At 38.4% G+C, this 16,275-nt stretch carries 16 protein-coding genes and 1 pseudogene; 6 read left to right on the top strand and 11 right to left on the bottom strand.

Going from position 1 to position 16,275, the window contains the following annotated elements:
• Nucleotides 1–50: 50 nt before the first annotated feature.
• On the bottom strand, nt 51–860 hold the full coding sequence (locus P3J6_RS07020) for a sulfite exporter TauE/SafE family protein (RefSeq protein ID WP_198522555.1): 810 nt from the start codon (nt 858–860) through the stop codon (nt 51–53).
• A 445-nt stretch (nt 861–1,305) separates the two neighbouring features.
• Here P3J6_RS07020 and P3J6_RS07015 point away from each other — a divergent pair, with 445 nt between their 5' ends.
• The gene (locus P3J6_RS07015) at nt 1,306–2,280 is read left to right on the top strand and encodes a DUF1852 domain-containing protein (RefSeq protein ID WP_055012671.1); all 975 of its coding nucleotides are present in this window, start codon (nt 1,306–1,308) and stop codon (nt 2,278–2,280) included.
• Nucleotides 2,281–2,311: 31 nt separating this feature from the next.
• On the top strand, nt 2,312–3,352 hold the full coding sequence (locus tag P3J6_RS07010; RefSeq protein ID WP_008464446.1) for a methionine synthase: 1,041 nt from the start codon (nt 2,312–2,314) through the stop codon (nt 3,350–3,352).
• Nucleotides 3,353–3,699: 347 nt separating this feature from the next.
• Here the strand turns inward: P3J6_RS07010 and P3J6_RS07005 are convergent, their stop codons facing one another.
• The 5 genes from P3J6_RS07005 to P3J6_RS06985 all read right to left on the bottom strand — a co-directional run bounded on the left by P3J6_RS07005 (nt 3,700) and on the right by P3J6_RS06985 (nt 7,857).
• A complete protein-coding gene (locus P3J6_RS07005) occupies nt 3,700–4,242 on the bottom strand; it encodes an HNH endonuclease (RefSeq protein ID WP_090495011.1) in 543 nt (180 codons plus the stop codon).
• Between the two features lie 43 nt (nt 4,243–4,285).
• Complete coding sequence (locus P3J6_RS07000) at nt 4,286–6,040, bottom strand: ATP-dependent nuclease (protein WP_198522554.1); 1,755 nt, start codon at nt 6,038–6,040, stop codon at nt 4,286–4,288.
• Nucleotides 6,041–6,137: 97 nt separating this feature from the next.
• Complete coding sequence (locus P3J6_RS06995) at nt 6,138–6,893, bottom strand: hypothetical protein (RefSeq protein WP_090495015.1); 756 nt, start codon at nt 6,891–6,893, stop codon at nt 6,138–6,140.
• Between the two features lie 286 nt (nt 6,894–7,179).
• A complete protein-coding gene (locus P3J6_RS18940) occupies nt 7,180–7,305 on the bottom strand; it encodes a type II toxin-antitoxin system RelE family toxin (RefSeq protein ID WP_198522553.1) in 126 nt (41 codons plus the stop codon).
• Nucleotides 7,306–7,425: 120 nt separating this feature from the next.
• A complete protein-coding gene (locus tag P3J6_RS06985; RefSeq protein WP_198522552.1) occupies nt 7,426–7,857 on the bottom strand; it encodes a hypothetical protein in 432 nt (143 codons plus the stop codon).
• Nucleotides 7,858–8,017: 160 nt separating this feature from the next.
• Here P3J6_RS06985 and P3J6_RS06980 point away from each other — a divergent pair, with 160 nt between their 5' ends.
• Nucleotides 8,018–8,314, top strand: coding sequence for a hypothetical protein (locus P3J6_RS06980; RefSeq protein ID WP_198522551.1), 297 nt, complete (start codon nt 8,018–8,020; stop codon nt 8,312–8,314).
• A gap of 516 nt (nt 8,315–8,830) precedes the next feature.
• On the opposite strand, the gene P3J6_RS06975 is transcribed toward P3J6_RS06980, so the two are convergent.
• Complete coding sequence (locus tag P3J6_RS06975) at nt 8,831–9,682, bottom strand: LysR family transcriptional regulator (protein WP_198522550.1); 852 nt, start codon at nt 9,680–9,682, stop codon at nt 8,831–8,833.
• A 131-nt stretch (nt 9,683–9,813) separates the two neighbouring features.
• Between P3J6_RS06975 and P3J6_RS06970 the strand changes: the two genes are divergently transcribed.
• Nucleotides 9,814–10,479: an FMN-dependent NADH-azoreductase gene (locus P3J6_RS06970; RefSeq protein WP_198522549.1), complete on the top strand. Its 666-nt coding sequence runs from the start codon at nt 9,814–9,816 to the stop codon at nt 10,477–10,479.
• A gap of 185 nt (nt 10,480–10,664) precedes the next feature.
• On the opposite strand, the gene P3J6_RS06965 is transcribed toward P3J6_RS06970, so the two are convergent.
• Nucleotides 10,665–11,783, bottom strand: coding sequence for an FAD-dependent monooxygenase (locus tag P3J6_RS06965; RefSeq protein WP_109875012.1), 1,119 nt, complete (start codon nt 11,781–11,783; stop codon nt 10,665–10,667).
• A 103-nt stretch (nt 11,784–11,886) separates the two neighbouring features.
• Here P3J6_RS06965 and P3J6_RS06960 point away from each other — a divergent pair, with 103 nt between their 5' ends.
• Together P3J6_RS06960 and P3J6_RS18795 are read left to right on the top strand one after the other, a co-directional pair.
• Nucleotides 11,887–12,777 (top strand): LysR family transcriptional regulator, encoded by an 891-nt coding sequence (locus tag P3J6_RS06960; RefSeq protein WP_232735474.1) that lies wholly within the window; start codon nt 11,887–11,889, stop codon nt 12,775–12,777.
• A gap of 237 nt (nt 12,778–13,014) precedes the next feature.
• Nucleotides 13,015–13,125, top strand: a pseudogene (locus P3J6_RS18795) (haloacid dehalogenase type II); the annotation flags it as partial.
• Between the two features lie 93 nt (nt 13,126–13,218).
• On the opposite strand, the gene P3J6_RS06955 reads toward P3J6_RS18795, so the two are convergent.
• From P3J6_RS06955 to P3J6_RS06945, 3 genes are all read right to left on the bottom strand, one after another.
• Nucleotides 13,219–14,526, bottom strand: coding sequence for a DKNYY domain-containing protein (locus P3J6_RS06955; protein ID WP_198522548.1), 1,308 nt, complete (start codon nt 14,524–14,526; stop codon nt 13,219–13,221).
• 618 nt (nt 14,527–15,144) lie between these two features.
• A complete protein-coding gene (locus P3J6_RS06950; protein ID WP_198522547.1) occupies nt 15,145–15,990 on the bottom strand; it encodes an alpha/beta fold hydrolase in 846 nt (281 codons plus the stop codon).
• An 82-nt stretch (nt 15,991–16,072) separates the two neighbouring features.
• Nucleotides 16,073–16,275, bottom strand: a 203-nt coding sequence (locus P3J6_RS06945) for an IS3 family transposase (RefSeq protein ID WP_198522546.1), incomplete at its 5' end; no start/stop codon positions are given.

Genomic DNA, 16,275 nt, shown 5'->3' with positions numbered 1-16,275 from the left:
AAGTTTATTATTTCAAAATATATTCGCAAGCAAGCCTGCGAACTTTAACCTTATCGAGTAAACATATTAATTGCCATTACAATTAATAAGCCGGCAAATATTTTTTTTATGGTTGAAACTGGCAAATAATGGGTGGCTTTAGCACCGAGCGGTGCGGTAAACCATGAGGTGCATACAATACCTAATAAAGCGGGCAAATACACAAAACCTGCAAATCCTTCTTTTAGGCTAAATAACTGGCTACCAGAGCTGATATAACCCATTGATCCAAACAGCGCTATCACAATGCCTGAGGCTGATGCGCAGCCTATGGCTTTTTTCATATCAACAGAAAAAAACGTCAGTAGCGGCACTAATACGGCTCCGCCGCCAATACCAATCATGGCAGACAAGCCACCGGTTATGGTTGTATAAACACTCAGCAGCCCTTTATTTGGTAACGGGCGTGCTATTGCTGAATCATTCTTACCTGAAAAAATCATTTTTAGTGCAATTAGCACCACGCTTACAGCAAATACTAAACGCACCACATGCTCAGGTAACAGCGCAGCCAAAAAGCCACTAATAAGCGCACCAAAGGCAACGCCTGCCATCACCCAAGGCGCAATATCCCAGGGTACATTGCCATTTTTATGATGCGCAATAGCCGACGAGGTCGAAGTAAATAAAATAGAGGCCAGCGAGGTCGCAATGGCAACCACCACTACTTGTTCAGGTGGCAAAGCATTAAAGTGCAGTAATATCATGCTGAGTATGGGCACAATCACTAGCCCGCCCCCTATTCCTAATAAGCCTGCTAAAAAACCAACACCGCTACCTAATATGGCGCAGTATATAATTAACACTATTAAATCACTCATTCCTTTTGTCTCTTCTTATGTTGTGGAAAGTTCTGCGACGGCGAGCTGCTTAATAAAGCGCTTAAGCTCACCTAAGTTTATTCGAGTATATCAACAACCGTTTATGCAAATTGGACTTTAAGTACTTATGAGCATTGAATAATACTCACGTTTTGTATGAATAAATCACAACACCCGTAAAAACATCTAGAAATCTAGACTTCTAAAGTGGGGTTTGTCTGAGTGGGAGCGTCTACTAGCCTAATTTATCCATTCAACTTTGTTAAAGAATGAATCTGGCTCATGTTTTACCTGAAATAATACCGTTTTTCTTCATGCTACATAGCGCGTATAAATTTATTAACTCTGCAAAGCACCATTACAGTTATCCCGTTAGTTTGGTTTTAACAGCGAGTAATGTGTCATTGATAAAAGCAGTAACAACTCAAATTGAAAGGATACGGCTATGAGCACTGATCTTACATTTACTATTAAAAGCACTAACTTGGATGAAAACTACCATCCGTCAAATAACACACGAATTACGACCAATTTCGCTAATTTAGCTAGGGGTGAAAGCCGCCAACAAAACCTGCGTAATACCCTAAAAATGATCAACAATCGTTTTAATGCACTGGCCAGTTGGGATAACCCACAAGGGGATCGTTACGAGATTGAGCTCGAGATCATTTCGGTTGATTTAGACATTGCAGGCAGTGGTCAGGCATTTCCGTCAATTGAGGTATTAAAAACCAATATTATTGACCGTCAAACCAACGAGCGAATTGAGGGCATGGTGGGTAATAACTTTTCATCGTATGTGCGCGACTACGACTTTAGCGTGTTACTACTTGAGCATAACAAAAGCAAACCGCAATTTAGCATTCCCGATAACTTTGGTGACTTACACGGCAAGTTGTTTAAATGCTTTGTAAACTCAAATACCTATAAACAGCACTTTAAAAAGCCACCGGTTATTTGTTTAAGCGTGTCTGATAACAAAACCTATCAGCAAACCGAAAACTTACACCCTATTTTAGGCGTAGAGTATCAGCCTAATGAGTCGTCGTTAACAGAGCAATACTTTAAAAAAATGGGCTTACAAGTGCGCTACTTTATGCCACCTAATAGCGTTGCGCCGTTAGCGTTTTACTTTTTTGGTGACCTACTTAACGACTACAGCAACCTTGAACTAATTAGCACCATTAGCACCATGGAAACGTTTCAAAAAATTTATCGTCCAGAAATTTATAACGCCAACGCCGCCGCTGGTAGCCGTTATAAACCGAATTTAAAAAATGACGACCATTCGTTAACGCAAATTGTGTATGACCGCGCAGAGCGAGGTCAATTAGCGGTAGAGCAAGGTAAATTTACTGAGCAGCATTTTATTAAGCCTTATCAGTCAGTGCTGCAGCAGTTCTCGGCAAGTATCGCTTAATCACACAACAAAATTAAAGGCAGCATTTATTATGAAAAAACTATTACCTACATCATCAGCAGGCAGCTTGCCAAAACCGTCATGGCTTGCTGAGCCCGAAACCTTATGGTCACCGTGGAAATTACAAGGCAGTGAGCTGGTTGATGGCAAACACGACGCCCTGCGTATTTCCCTGCACGAGCAACAAACTGCAGGCGTAGATATAGTCAGCGATGGCGAACAAACTCGCCAGCACTTTGTAACCACCTTTATTGAACACTTAAATGGCGTTGATTTTGAAAACCGTAAAACAGTTAAAATTCGCGACCGTTACGACGCCAGCGTACCCACAGTGGTTGGCCCTGTGTCTCGTACTAAATCGGTATTTGTTGAAGACGCCAAGTTTTTACGCCAGCAAACCAGCCAACCAATTAAATGGGCACTGCCTGGGCCAATGACCATGATCGACACCCTGTATGACGATCATTATAAAAGCCGTGAAAAACTAGCATGGGAATTTGCTAAAATACTCAACCAAGAAGCCAAAGAGCTAGAAGCCGCAGGGGTCGATATAATTCAATTTGATGAACCCGCTTTTAACGTGTTTTTTGACGAGGTAAACGACTGGGGCATAGCCTGCCTTGAGCGAGCCATAGAAGGGTTAAAATGCGAAACTGCCGTGCATATTTGCTACGGCTACGGCATTAAAGCCAACACCGATTGGAAGAAAACCCTCGGCACAGAGTGGCGACAATACGAAGAAGTATTCCCTAAGCTGCAAAAATCTAATATTGATATTATTTCGCTAGAATGCCAAAACTCACATGTACCTATAGAGCTACTCGAACTCGTACGCGGTAAAAAAATAATGGTGGGCGCAATCGATGTAGCCACCAATACTATAGAAACCCCTGAAGAGGTGGCCAAAACTCTACGCGAAGCACTTAAATATGTAGATGCCGACAAACTCTACCCATGCACCAACTGCGGCATGGCACCCCTGCCCCGCGACATCGCAAACGGTAAGCTAAACGCCCTAAGCAAAGGCGCAGAGTTAGTACGTAACGAACTATTAGCAGCGAATGTCGCTTAATTTTAATTACAGCTGCTGTAAAAAAGCCACACCTTAACACATGTTGAAGTGTGGCTTTTTTAATCAAAATGTCATGGGGGTTTACACCGCAAGGTGAAAGGTAAAAGGTGCTAGGGGAAAGGTTTTAAGTTCGTTGAATATTGGTTGGGTTGAGTGCAACAAACCTAGCAAAAGTAATTAAACCTAACCGAGCCGCTAGGTATTATTGATTGGAAAGTACCCCATTTACAGAGAACGCCAACGCCCCGCTCAGGGGCAATAACACGTGGGCTAATAAAGTTTGGAGCGAAGCGACTGAGCCCACGTGTTATTGTCCCAGGGAGCTTGCGACCGACTACAGCGGTTTGTTATAGCCCATTTTTTAATAGAGCTTTGATCTCTTTTGGGGTAAAAGGTTTTTCTCTTGTATGAGCAACCCTATGACATGTTGGACATAAACAAACTAAGTCTTTCAAAGTTACTATACCCTCACCTTTAATGTGAAGAGGTGTTTTATGATGACACTCGATTACGAATTTTTTCCCAACTTTTAATATGAAACCACAAGCTTGGCATGTATGTTTATCCCTTATTTTGCATTGCTCTATAATTTTTTTATTGCGAGACAACGACGCCCATTTTTTATCGATTCTATAGCCTTCAAAGGCTTCACTGTCATCAAAGTTGTAATCTGGTTTAAGCGACTTCCTCTTCCGTTTTTTATGACTAAGTGAACAATCCGGGTTTCGTGATAAATGTTCAAAATGAGCGGATTCGCCACCATGCGGGTTAACCGGCTCCTGGCATTCAATACAACCGAAAGACCAGTGATTTTGCGTGGCTTTAATCTTTAAAGCTTTCGCGACGGTGATTTTTTCACCTTCGAATAAGCATAAAATTGCAGTTGGCATTAATCAATTCCTTGTGTCCTTTGAATTGGCTTGTTAGCACTATTTAAAACGGTTCCTCAACAATCTCTTCGAGGTGCTCTTGCGTATATTCATTGTTATAAGGCTTATCACCAGCAACCTGTTTTAAGAAATTCACAATGCTTTTTTCCTCATCACTAATATCTAGAGTTTGGGCAAACTCATATGCTGACAAAGGTTTTCCCTTATCGGGATCGTGAGAATAATCATGACTATGTTCAAAATTTCTGACTGACACATAGCGCTTAACAGATGATCCATTTGATTTTGCTGCTTCCATAGCATCCCAAATCTTAGCATTTAATGTCCAAGCACTATTAGCTTTGGGATCTCCATCTTTTTTCAACCTCCGTTGTCCTTCGGTGTAAAGATACCTTTCATCAGAATCATGTATTACGTGTTGGTTTATTTTAAAATGGCTTAATACTTCTATGAAAAATGGAATGTTATTCTTTGTCCCTGTATTTAGTACAAACAAATCACTATTTGGGTAATGCTCATATATTAAGCCACGCAAAACTATTGCTTCTGTATCACCTTCAACCAAAATCACTTCATCAGAAAAAAATGTTTCACAGATGTGAGGGTTAAAACGATTAAGCATTAGAACTCGATCTTTCGTTTCCTCATCTTTTGAGAAAACATTATCGCCTGCTTGATAAATAATTGTTTCGCCATTCTCTTTCTTCACAAACCGAGCTAAAGAGGTATGCTCTCTGCTCATATCAATTAATTGAGGGTCATGAGACACACAAATTATTTGATAATCATCTTGTTCTGCTATTTGGTATAGAGTATTCCTAAACTTCCTTTTATTACTTGGATGCAAGTACAACTCTGGCTCTTCAAACAAAATAATGTGTTTTTCACCATCTTGAGTATCTTTAAACAAAGACAATATATTAATTATTGCCTGTCTAATTAACCCATGACCATGCAGATCAAATTTACGATCTATTTTAGAAACGTTTTCATCGCCACCTAATAGCTCTTCAGCGGCTTCAACAGCTTCGGCAAGTTTAATTTCTTCATCTTTCTTATCGCCGATAGTGACACTGAAATCTTTTTCAAAAGCCTTGCTTAAATCAGCTTCCTTATAAGGCGTTGATTGTATATTTAACTGAAGCTCGGGAAATGTTTCACTAAAGTAACGATTAGCTTTCTGGCTTATTTCTCCAAGATAACCTTCATTCTCAACCTTTTCTTGCAACGACTTGATAGCCGTAAGAGCACTACTATATTCAGCTTGATGATTATCTTTTAATTTTTTCAGTAACTTATTTTTTATTTCTTTTTCTAACCAATCAGTTAATGATTTGACACTCGGCATAGCCTCAATAAAAATGATATTCGGCGTAGCGTTTGTCAGAATAGGTTCTAATCCTCCAAACCCACCGGCAACAAAATCACTTTTCTCAATGCTATAAGTCATTTTAGTTGCAGCTTTATCAACTTCGCTCCACACTTTTCTAAACTTGACTAAACCATTAGCATCCACCCATTTATCCAAACCCTTTTCATTGAAATTATCAATATCACTATCTTCTTTAAGAAAAGTAGCTTCTATTACGATTTCCTTGGTTGTACCTTGTTCATAAAAATCTGTAATCAAGGCTTTTTGAGAAGGTGATGTAAAGTACTTGTAGGCATGTAACACGCTAGATTTCCCAATATTATTTTTTCCGAAAAGAAAAACAATATTATTATCTTTGAATTCAATTACATTCCCTTCGCCATTAATGGCGCGAAAGTTATTCATTTTTAGAGATACAAGCTTCATTCATTATCCTTATGCCAGAAATTGACGAAAAATTTGTCCGATTTAACGCATTTGTTAGAAGCGCATTTACTTACACATCTAATGTGTCATTTACTATCTAAAAACTATAAGCAAAATCTTCCATTTCCAAACCATAATTTTGATTTTTCAGTAGAAGATAACTTAAATGACTAATTTCTATATATGGGAAATGTTCTGACTGACCAACCGATTTGAAATGCCATTCACCGTCATCGGTCTTAGCAAGATTTAAGTAGTAATTACTCTTGCCGTTTCCTTTCCCTTCTTGCAGCACCCCTAAACTCAACGCCTTGTTTAATTGATTTTTATTTAGCCAAAAAAGTCTGCTTTTATAACCATTTAGTTCTAAGTTTCCCGCAGCTTTTTTGTTTTTAAGGAATTCTACTCTGTCTTTAGATTTAGGAATATTGAACTGTGAATTATACAATTGATCAGCCCAAGTTTTTTCAAGCCACTCATCCATTGAATGCAAAGTTTGAGCGTACGAATCTAAATGAAAGTGACGACTCGGTTCTCCAATAAATTCTGGTTCAAAAAGCACGAAAGTAAGTACAGGGTTATTTTGTTTCATTAAATGTGCAAACTCCTCCTTATCTATTGCAATTGAAGCTCGCTCTTTGACAACCAATGAAGATTTAACTTGTATGCTAATTTCTTTTGAAATTTCCCCGAGAAACTTTTGTCTTGCTTTATTGGTCACTAATAAATCTACACCAAAATCAGGATTGAATTTATGCGCTTCAAAACCATGAAAGAAAATTTGGCTAGTAACAATATGTTCAGCACAATTTCCACGATAAAAATTTTCAAAGTTGTCTGCTGTTAATGACATTCTTACTCCTTGTCTATGTCGCCTAAATTTACTGTAGCTGATAGGGCGTCTCTAACACATTACTTAAATATTTTAACAATTGAAAACGCGTTTAAGATCAGCTTCTAACGCCTAAATAACAGGCTAAAAATAGTGGGCTAAAAAAACCCCAAAGGGGTCAAATCTTGACTTCAGACATCAAATTTATTGACTGACCCGTTATCCTTATTTTGCCTATTAGATAAAGTCTAAAGCAATAAGATAAATCAGTAACCCCCTACTTCTAGCTATTACTTAATTAGATCTATTATTTATATATAGCCTTTCTGTGACCAACTTTTACCACTAATATGATCATTTCAGAGTCGTGTATCTCATAAATTATTCGGTAATCAGCTACCCTTACCCTATACTCATTGAGTCTGCCTTTCATAAGTAAATTTCACCTAGAATTCATAGAGAAATATAATGCCCCAATAATGGGCTAAAAGCAGCTGGCTGATATAAGCAACGCGAGGGCAATAATCTAGTGTTTTTACCCTCATTATATGCATTAAAGCTGATCAAAATAGTCGCCAGCTTTTTGTCTGAAAAATACATTGCAATACTTTAACTCAACTTGTAATGGATCTTTTTTTAAGACCTTAACATATGGATTCAGCTCCAATGTAACTGTAATAGTTTTGGACAGCAATAGCTCATTGTATAGGGCTCGTTTACGTTTTTCGGAGCCCGAGTGCGGCATACGAATTATGATATTCTTTTTGCAACTTGGAGCGGCGATTGGAAAGCGTTCCTTAGGAACAAATACTTCAAATTGACCACCTTTAGAAAATCCATATTCAGAGTTTACAGAATAATTGCCTGAAGTAAGTTCGTATTTCATGTGATAATAATCGGAATACTTTCCGGTATTAACTTTGATCTCTTGAGCATTAAGTTGAAATGAGATTAATAACACCAAGATATTTAATAGGTACTTCATACTATCCTTATACACGTGACAGTTTACAAAACATCATTTTGGTGGTTTATAACGCAGCAAAATGGCGGTTAATAATGCCACTGGTTAAATTAGAAGCCAACTCATCACAACATAACTAAAAAGAGTTAGCCAAGCCATTATACGATTTAGGGTTACGATAATGAACAGACATTTTATGGGAAGTTTCTTATTTTTAGTTGCTGTTTTATTGGCCGTGGGGACGGAAGTTTACTTAACCCTCACATTTAGTGAGTTTATTTTAGCCGGTAAAGGTATTGGCGTTTATGGAGTATTATTATATTTTGTTGTGATGATAGTTAGTTCCCTTTTATGGCTACTCTCCTATCGCATTAGTAAAAGTCGAGCTCAAGCCGCTATCTTTTGGCTTTTAGCATTAGCGCTCACTCCTGTCGTTATATTTCAGCCTACATGGTGGTCTGCCCCACTTCTCAATTAATTTAAAGCTTAATTTAATACTTTGATTAATTTGAAATTACAGAATCTGATTTCCACAGCGTTTTGTAAACTCTCTTTCAAATATAAACTAAAACAACCAACATGTTATGCGGTATTTTTAACCAAACCGTAACGGGGGTTTACAGTATTCAACTGAATGCAAGCTGTTCGTTAGCAAAAGATTACTATTGCCATTGCTTTGTGTAAAAGCATTGCGGTTAAGGATTATTTTTTGTTTTTTTAATTTATATTCAATGCGGTCGCTATATTGTTTTGAAGGAATCCAAAGGGGTCAAATCTTGACTCCAGACATCAAGTTTATTGACTGTCCAATTATCCTTATTTTGCTTATTAGACAAAGCTTAAAAACCAAAGGGGTCAAATCTTGACTTCAGACATCAAATTCATTGACTGACCCGTTATCCTTATTTTGCCTATTAGACAAAGTCTAAAGCACTAAGATAAATCAGTAACCCCCTACTTTTAGCTATTATGTACTTTGATTGCTGCTCAGAACTTATAAACTCAACAACCCTTCTACCCATTCTAAAACGAGGCGAGTATTTCGGGTTTGAAAGCGCTGCTTATTAGGTATGTAGTAGCAAAAGTCAGATTCAACTACGTGGGTATTAAAGTTTTTAAGTAACTCGGTGTCTAATAATCGTTGTACTAGCGTGGTTGAGCAAAAAACCAGTCCTGAGTCTGCCATAGCTTCTTGAATACCAAATAGCTCTTGGTCAAAGGTTTTAATACTAAATAACGCAGGATCTAAGTTGTTTTGAGTAAGCCATTGTTTAATTGGAGGCTCACTCAGCGCATTGTTTTTCCATTTAGTGGTATAGAGCGTAACTGGGCCATTTTGCCATGGGATATCCGCGGCTTTGTATGAGCCGAATACGTTAAATTGTTCGGTTTTTATAATGTCATCAGCGTTTATATTGCGCTGCTGGCCAAAGCGAATCGGTAAGGTGTGTAATTGCTTATCAACGGCTTCACTGGTTGATATATCTACTTCAAGATTGGGCTGACTTTTTGATAGCTCCTGTAATGCGGGTATTAAACGCAGTGCGGCCAGTGATGACGTAGTGGTTATTTTAACGGCGGTGCCTTTAGCTTGTACGGTAGCTAGCGCTTGATTAATAAGGTTAAAGCCATTGCTTGTTGCTTCACTTAAATATTCACCTGTGGGGGTAAGAGTGATTTTTCTAACTTGGCGGTAAAATAAATCGACGTTTAAACGGTTTTCAAGGTTATTTATATGATGCGAAATCGCGGTTGGCGTGAGCGATAGTTCATCCGCGGCGGCTTTAAAACTGCCTAAACGCGCCGCAGCTTCAAAGGCTTTGAGTGCTTGTAGTGATACTTGCATGGGGGATTATTCACACCAAATAGAATTAACTTATAGATGAGTATAACTTATTTATAGTTAAGGTTTACTCGTTTGTGAAATATGCCTGTTAGTAAGATGATTAACCTACATTTACTAATAGGATAAACAGTATGACTACCCTACTTCACGTTGATGCAAGCGTAAGAGCTGTTAAAAACGACAACCCAGATCACGATTCAATCTCTAAAAATATTGCTAAGCATTTTATTGATAGCTTTGCAAAGCGCCAAGCTATAGATGAGTATTTTTATCGTGATGTTGGTGTGAATCCGCCGTCTTTTATTACCCAAGACTGGATAGGCGCAGTATTTACACCTGATGATAAAAAGACTGCTGAGCAACATCAGTTACTGGCCTTGTCAGACACATTAATCGCTGAAATTGCCGCTGCCGATATTATTGTGATTTCCTCGCCTATGTATAACTACGGTATGCCCGCACAGTTAAAGGCATGGTTTGATCAAGTAATACGTATAAACCAAACTTTTGATTTTGATCTTTCCCGTGGTGACTTGCCGCTACAACCTCTACTTGGCGGTAAGACCTTGGTTGTGATCACCTCAACCGGTGAGTTTGGTTTTGAGCAAGGTGGCATACGTGAGCATATGAGCCATTTAGTGCCGCACTTACGTACGTTGAGTAAATATTTAGGCGTGAGTACCATTCATGAAATTGCCTCAGAGTATCAAGAGTTTGCCGATGTACGCCATCAACTATCGCTCGATAATGCTTATAGCCAAGCAGCAGTGCTAGGGGAGCAGTTAAGTAATCAATAATATAAAAATACCGCATTTACCTTGCGGTATTTTTAACGAAACCGCTGCCTGTTTACGGTGTTGAGATGAAAAGCTGAGGCTGAAAAGGTGACCATAATAAGCTTTTATTGTCAGCTAGGTGTTTATACCCTACAAATAGTTTAGGTTCCTCCTTGATGTTATTTTAATATTTACTTTTTATACTTCTAAACCTCATTTAGCCCTTGCATATATAACTGACTAAGCTGAGTAACAGAGATTTCTGGCGTTGCTGAGTCTTGTGATGGTTGCTGAGTAAATATTTGCTTAGCCACTTGTCGTCCAATTTGCTGTGCGGTTGTGGTTTTATTTATTCGCGTTTCATAAAATCGCTTTAAAACGGTTTCGAGCTGCTCACCTTTATTAAGTATTTGAGACAAATGCCATACATCTTCAAGTGCTTGGCTGGCGCCTTGTCCAGATGTAGGTAATGGGGCGTGGGCTGCGTCACCGATAATCAGTAAATTTTCATTATGCCAATATGGAAGTGGATCTAAATCATGTACAAATAGCTGCTTTATGCTGTTTTGTTCGCTGTAATTAAATACTGTTTGGATTTTTTCAGGCCAGTTTTTAAAGCGCAAACGCATTTCATTATACCAATCGTCTATTTGTTTGGTTTTGTCTATTTTACTTGGCCAAGCAGCAGCCCAATAACAAAAATTATTTGCCACAGGCACTATGCCAAATCGTTCTGTTTTGTTGCGGTAGTCGTGAATGCTTTGGTTAAATGCAGCTAAGTCCATTTTGCTAATGCCAATGATGTTGATGAAGCCCTGATATTTGGGAAGTACAGTATTGGGGTAAAGAAGTTCGCGAGCTGCTGAATGCATACGCCCATCGCAGCCTATCACTAGGTCAAATTGTTTTTTTAGTTGATGAATATCCTCAGTATTTATAGAGCGATTAAAATGAATTGTCGCGCTCAGGCTTTTGAGCTCGCGAGCTAAAATACTTATTAAATCTCGGCGCAAAATAGTGATCGTGGGAAAGCCGCTTGTTGAATTAAGTGCTTTAATATCAAACTCAGCGTGTTGTGTATCAGCGCGGCTAAATTGGCGCATAAAGCTTGGCTGACCACCTAGTTGGCTAAACTTATTGATTAAACCCATTTGCTTTATTACAAACATAGCGTTTGGCCACAGGGTAACCCCTGCGCCTATTGAGGAAAAATGACTATTCCTTTCGTATATGGTCACTTTTATGCCTTGTTTTCTTGCAAAAATAGCGAATGCTAAACCTGCAACCCCGGCCCCAATAATAGCTATATGATTAACCTTACTCATTTGCTTATTCCATATTGTTGAAAGACACAATGATTATTTCAAAATCATTTATTGGGATAAATGTGCTACTGTTGGTTTGTTAATCCCATATTGTGAGGTAATAGTGCTGGAGAATATTGATATGCAATGGCTGTTGAGCTTTCAAAAAGTATACGAGCAGCTAAGTTTTAAGCGAGCAGCAGAGCAACGCCAATTGCCAACCTCTAACATTAGCCGACATGTTGCTTTATTAGAGCAAGCCTTAAATATTCGATTATTAGAGCGCACAACTCGTAAAATGACAGCAACAGCAGCAGGAGAGCAGCTTTATCATAGCTTATCTCCTCTTATTATGGCGATAGGTGATGCGCTGAAAGAAGTTCATCAAGTGGGTGATTCGATAGCTGGGCATCTTAAAATAATTACACCTGATCTCCCTTTCATGGCTGAAGCTATAGCTGATTTTTGCCACAAACACCCTAGAATAAAACTGAGTTGCGATACTCAGCTCAATCCTGCAGAGGGATTACTTGAGGGGTTTGATTTGGTACTACGTTTTAGTCGTGGGTCATTAGAAGATTCTGGCTGGGTTGCTAAAGAGTTGCTGCGTTGGCCAAGTTATGTGGTGGCTGCACCCTGTTTACTTGAAAAGTACCCTACTCCAGAATCAATAGATAAACTGAGTAAGTATCCCTGTATTACTAGTTTATCTGTATTACAAGGAATGCCTTGGCGATTCAAAAAAGCAGGGGCTATTAGTGTCGTATCCAGCTATAAGGTAAACAGCGGGCAAATGGCAAAAGCTGCAGCACTAAAAGGATTAGGATTTGCAATACTCCCCTTGAACGCTTGCCTTACGGAGTTAGAGCAAGGCGATTTGGTTAAAATTAACTTGCCTGATGAGCCCGAGGATTTAGTTTTGCATGCACTTTATTCTGGTCGAAAATACCCTTTAGTGAAAGTAACCGCTTTTTTGGATCATTTGCAGAGTAACTACTGCCAGCTGTTCATATAAAGACATACCCTTTCTAAACTCTCCTCCAAAAGAAACAAAAGAACCACTTTACCTTGCGGTATTTTTAACCAAACCGTAACGGGGGTTTACAGTAACTGCACAAACGCGGGTGCTTTTACTGTACTTTATTAACTGATAAGGTGATTAATATTGAGTAGTAAAATTGCGCTTTCGTAACGATTTAAACAGGAGTCATTAATGGCAATTACACTGGCGTTTGATATATAAGGTACGCTTATAAACACCCATGGCGTTGTGTTGTTACTTGAAAATATGATTGGCGATAGCGCGCACGCATTTTTAACTACTTGGCGCGAAAAACAGCTTGAATACCCGTTTAGACGCGGCAAAATCATCAAACGTCGATATTGTTGTGGGGGCTTTCTCAGGCTACAAAATAAAGATACAGAGTAGATAGTCATACCCTGTACCTTTGAGCGTTTATTCCCATCTTTTTAAGTAGTACTTACCCGCATCGTTCTCGTCTGCATATAAATTTTCTTCATATTCAAAGGTTAATGGATCGGCGTCGACTACCTTATAAACTTCCCAATAAACATGCTTTGCATCTTTTGAGAAACGATCAGCTATTACTGTGAAAGTGTTTGGATCTGCACCCTCAACTACAGCATTATAATAAAAAATTTGAGATCCTATACGGACAAACGTTTTTCCATCATCAAGAATAACCACGTCTTCAGGTTTAACACCGAGCAGTTTATTATTTCTGCTATACACTTCGTTATTGTAAGCATAAAAATTATTTGTAATGTCTTTAACATCATCAGTAGGGACCAAAATCACCCGCGTTGGGCTTAAGTGAAGAGATTTCCATTTCCACATCTTCTCAAGCTCGCTGGCATCAGATCGACTCACTTCTTCCACCGTTCTATTGTCAACAATATAACCTCTGTAATAAACATGCTTAATATCTTTTGCAACAGAATCATTTAATACTTTAAATGTAGATGGATCACTTTCTGGTATGGGTGTATTAAAGTAGTACGCTTGGTTTTTATCTTTTCTGTAGTAAGGCGTAATCACCGTAAAGCCATCGGCTATCATGCCTTCAACAATCTCACCATGTGAATAAACATGCTGTCCGTCTACGGCATACTCATCATTTATAATTTTAAAACGACTGGCTTCGTTACTAATTATTTTTCCCTGATAAATTACCTGCTCACCATGACGAAGATAACGCTCGTTCGCATTTTTAATCGCTTCTGGCATTGTTTTACGTGGAAATTTAACATCGATGTAGTAATATAAATATTCTTTATCCATGGCGTATGAGCCAAGCAAATAAGAAAACGAAGCGGCGTCTGCATCTTCTATCACTTGCCCATAACAAAAAACTTTGCCACCACTAATAAGATAGCCAGATTCATATTTACTCGCATTAATACCCGATGTTACCAACTGAATTGAGCTAGGATCTGCACCCTCAACTCGTCTTCCGTCGTAATAAACACTATTATTATCTTTAGCGTAAGACTGACTAATCACACTGAATGTATCAGGGTCAGCTCCTTCTATTGGGGAGCCTCCAATTTGGAAAAAATTGCCATCTAAAACATAAACAACTTTACCGTCTCGTAGGTAATATTGATTGCTAATTTTACTATCAAAAGCAGTCGCGTTATGTGTGCTAGGGTTATTAACATATAAGCCAATAATAAGAGCAATTAAGGCACCAACAAGGGGGATGGCTAAAAATATAATTCCAATCCATATGAGTATTTTCATTTATCTTTCCATAGCTATTAAATATATCAGCGGATAAAGTAACATATTTATAGCGCCATGTTTAACGGGCTGCTAATGATTATCACAAGATGAAGAGGATGTTCAGAATTCTGAACCGAAAGAACCGAAAGGGTCAAATCTTGACTTCAGACATCAAATGTATTGACTGACCCGTTATCTTTATTTTGCTTATTAGACAAAGCTTAAGGCCATAAGATAAACCAGTAACCCCTACTTTTAGCTATTACTTAGTCTGACTTTTAAATTGCACTTATGAGCTCAACAATCCTTTTACCCATTCTAAAATGTGGCGAGTATCTCTGGTTTAAAAGCGTTGCTCATTTTTAGCTTGATCAAAAACCATCTTGCCAAGCGCTATTTTTAACCAAACCGTAACGGGGGTTTATAGTTGAAATGCAAGGTTAAAGGCAAAAGGCTTTAAGTTAGTTGAATATTGCTTCGGTTGAGTGCAACAAACCTAGTCAAAATAATTAAACCTAACCGAGCCGCTAGGTATTATTGATTGAGTGGGGAGTGTAATAGGCAGACAATGGCAACGTTGGCGAGTAAAAGTTGGCTAAAATGTGAAGTGAAAAGAGCCAACTGCTACTAATACAACTAATTCGTCTTTAAGGCTTTATTATTAGCCTTTACTATCATAATTAATTGATTTATTGATGAAATAACCAAATCAGGTTTCTCCAATGGTATATTGTGCCCTACAACATTTGAAGTAATATGAATAGAGTTTGGGTTATTCTTGATTAACGAGGAATGTAGGTTTCTCCAAACCTTTTTGCCTTCGGAACTATGGCCAATCCACCAATCACTTTCAGCGTTCTTAGTAGATGTGACAACAATCGTGGGTATCGTCATTATTGTTCCGCCATCTGATAACATACCTTTTTTATATTCACTTTGTAATACAGCCCATTCTCGATTGCCAGCCATAATAGTATTTAATTTTTTCTCATCATTTTCGGCCCATTCATTATTTAATTTTTTAAGTTTATTTGAAAAAAGTTCGTGGCTTGGGTCAAGTAAAACCATTCCACTGATGTGGTCAGAAAAAGAAGCCGCATATTCTCGAGCATGTAAGCCTCCATAAGAATGGCCAACTAAGATAATGCCTTTTTCAACTTTTAGCGTTGCCAACAAGTCATTTAAACGTTTATTCGAGCTCTTTAACGAAACGTCAGGTAAATCAGTGGATTTACCAATTCCAGCACGTGAATAAATAATAATTCGCTGCTGTAATTCTTGTAAGTCTCGAAGTAAAGGCTTCCAGTAATTTACGCCCATACCAACACCTGATTCGATAACGATATTGAACTCACCTTCTCCAATATCGATGTATTCAATATTTGCACCATTGATTTCAGCGACACTAACATGTGACTGACTAAAAGAGCTAAAGCTCATAATTAGTATGTAACACAAGCTGAGTAATACGAGTATTTTCAACTAACTCTCCTTGGCTTAGAATAGCTAAATCAGGTACACCGAAGGCTGATCTTCACCCGATAAAGTGGACACCGTCCACGCTTCAATTAACTGCCAATTCAAACTCGGCAGGTGATTTATATCCTAAACTCGAATGCAATCTCTGTCTATTGTAAAAGTAATTTAGGTAAACCTTTAATTTTGATAATAGTTTACCGCTGCTCTCAAATTTATTTCCTCGAATTAAATCTGCTTTAAGCGAATGAAAGAACGACTCGACTTCTGCGTTGTCAGTACAGCACCCAG

This window comes from Pseudoalteromonas sp. 3J6 (assembly GCF_903995135.1).
In the GTDB taxonomy this organism is placed as follows: domain Bacteria; phylum Pseudomonadota; class Gammaproteobacteria; order Enterobacterales; family Alteromonadaceae; genus Pseudoalteromonas.
Note: the sequence above shows the minus strand (reverse complement) of the source record. Positions and strands in the feature narration are given on the sequence as shown.

Coding starts and splice junctions, on each gene's coding strand:
- P3J6_RS07020 (WP_198522555.1), bottom strand. CDS start 860: ATGAGTGATTTAATAGTGTTAATTATATACTGCGCCATATTAGGTAGC.
- P3J6_RS07015 (WP_055012671.1), top strand. CDS start 1,306: ATGAGCACTGATCTTACATTTACTATTAAAAGCACTAACTTGGATGAA.
- P3J6_RS07010 (WP_008464446.1), top strand. CDS start 2,312: ATGAAAAAACTATTACCTACATCATCAGCAGGCAGCTTGCCAAAACCG.
- P3J6_RS07005 (WP_090495011.1), bottom strand. CDS start 4,242: ATGCCAACTGCAATTTTATGCTTATTCGAAGGTGAAAAAATCACCGTC.
- P3J6_RS07000 (WP_198522554.1), bottom strand. CDS start 6,040: ATGAAGCTTGTATCTCTAAAAATGAATAACTTTCGCGCCATTAATGGC.
- P3J6_RS06995 (WP_090495015.1), bottom strand. CDS start 6,893: ATGTCATTAACAGCAGACAACTTTGAAAATTTTTATCGTGGAAATTGT.
- P3J6_RS18940 (WP_198522553.1), bottom strand. CDS start 7,305: ATGAAAGGCAGACTCAATGAGTATAGGGTAAGGGTAGCTGATTACCGA.
- P3J6_RS06985 (WP_198522552.1), bottom strand. CDS start 7,857: ATGAAGTACCTATTAAATATCTTGGTGTTATTAATCTCATTTCAACTT.
- P3J6_RS06980 (WP_198522551.1), top strand. CDS start 8,018: ATGAACAGACATTTTATGGGAAGTTTCTTATTTTTAGTTGCTGTTTTA.
- P3J6_RS06975 (WP_198522550.1), bottom strand. CDS start 9,682: ATGCAAGTATCACTACAAGCACTCAAAGCCTTTGAAGCTGCGGCGCGT.
- P3J6_RS06970 (WP_198522549.1), top strand. CDS start 9,814: ATGACTACCCTACTTCACGTTGATGCAAGCGTAAGAGCTGTTAAAAAC.
- P3J6_RS06965 (WP_109875012.1), bottom strand. CDS start 11,783: ATGAGTAAGGTTAATCATATAGCTATTATTGGGGCCGGGGTTGCAGGT.
- P3J6_RS06955 (WP_198522548.1), bottom strand. CDS start 14,526: ATGAAAATACTCATATGGATTGGAATTATATTTTTAGCCATCCCCCTT.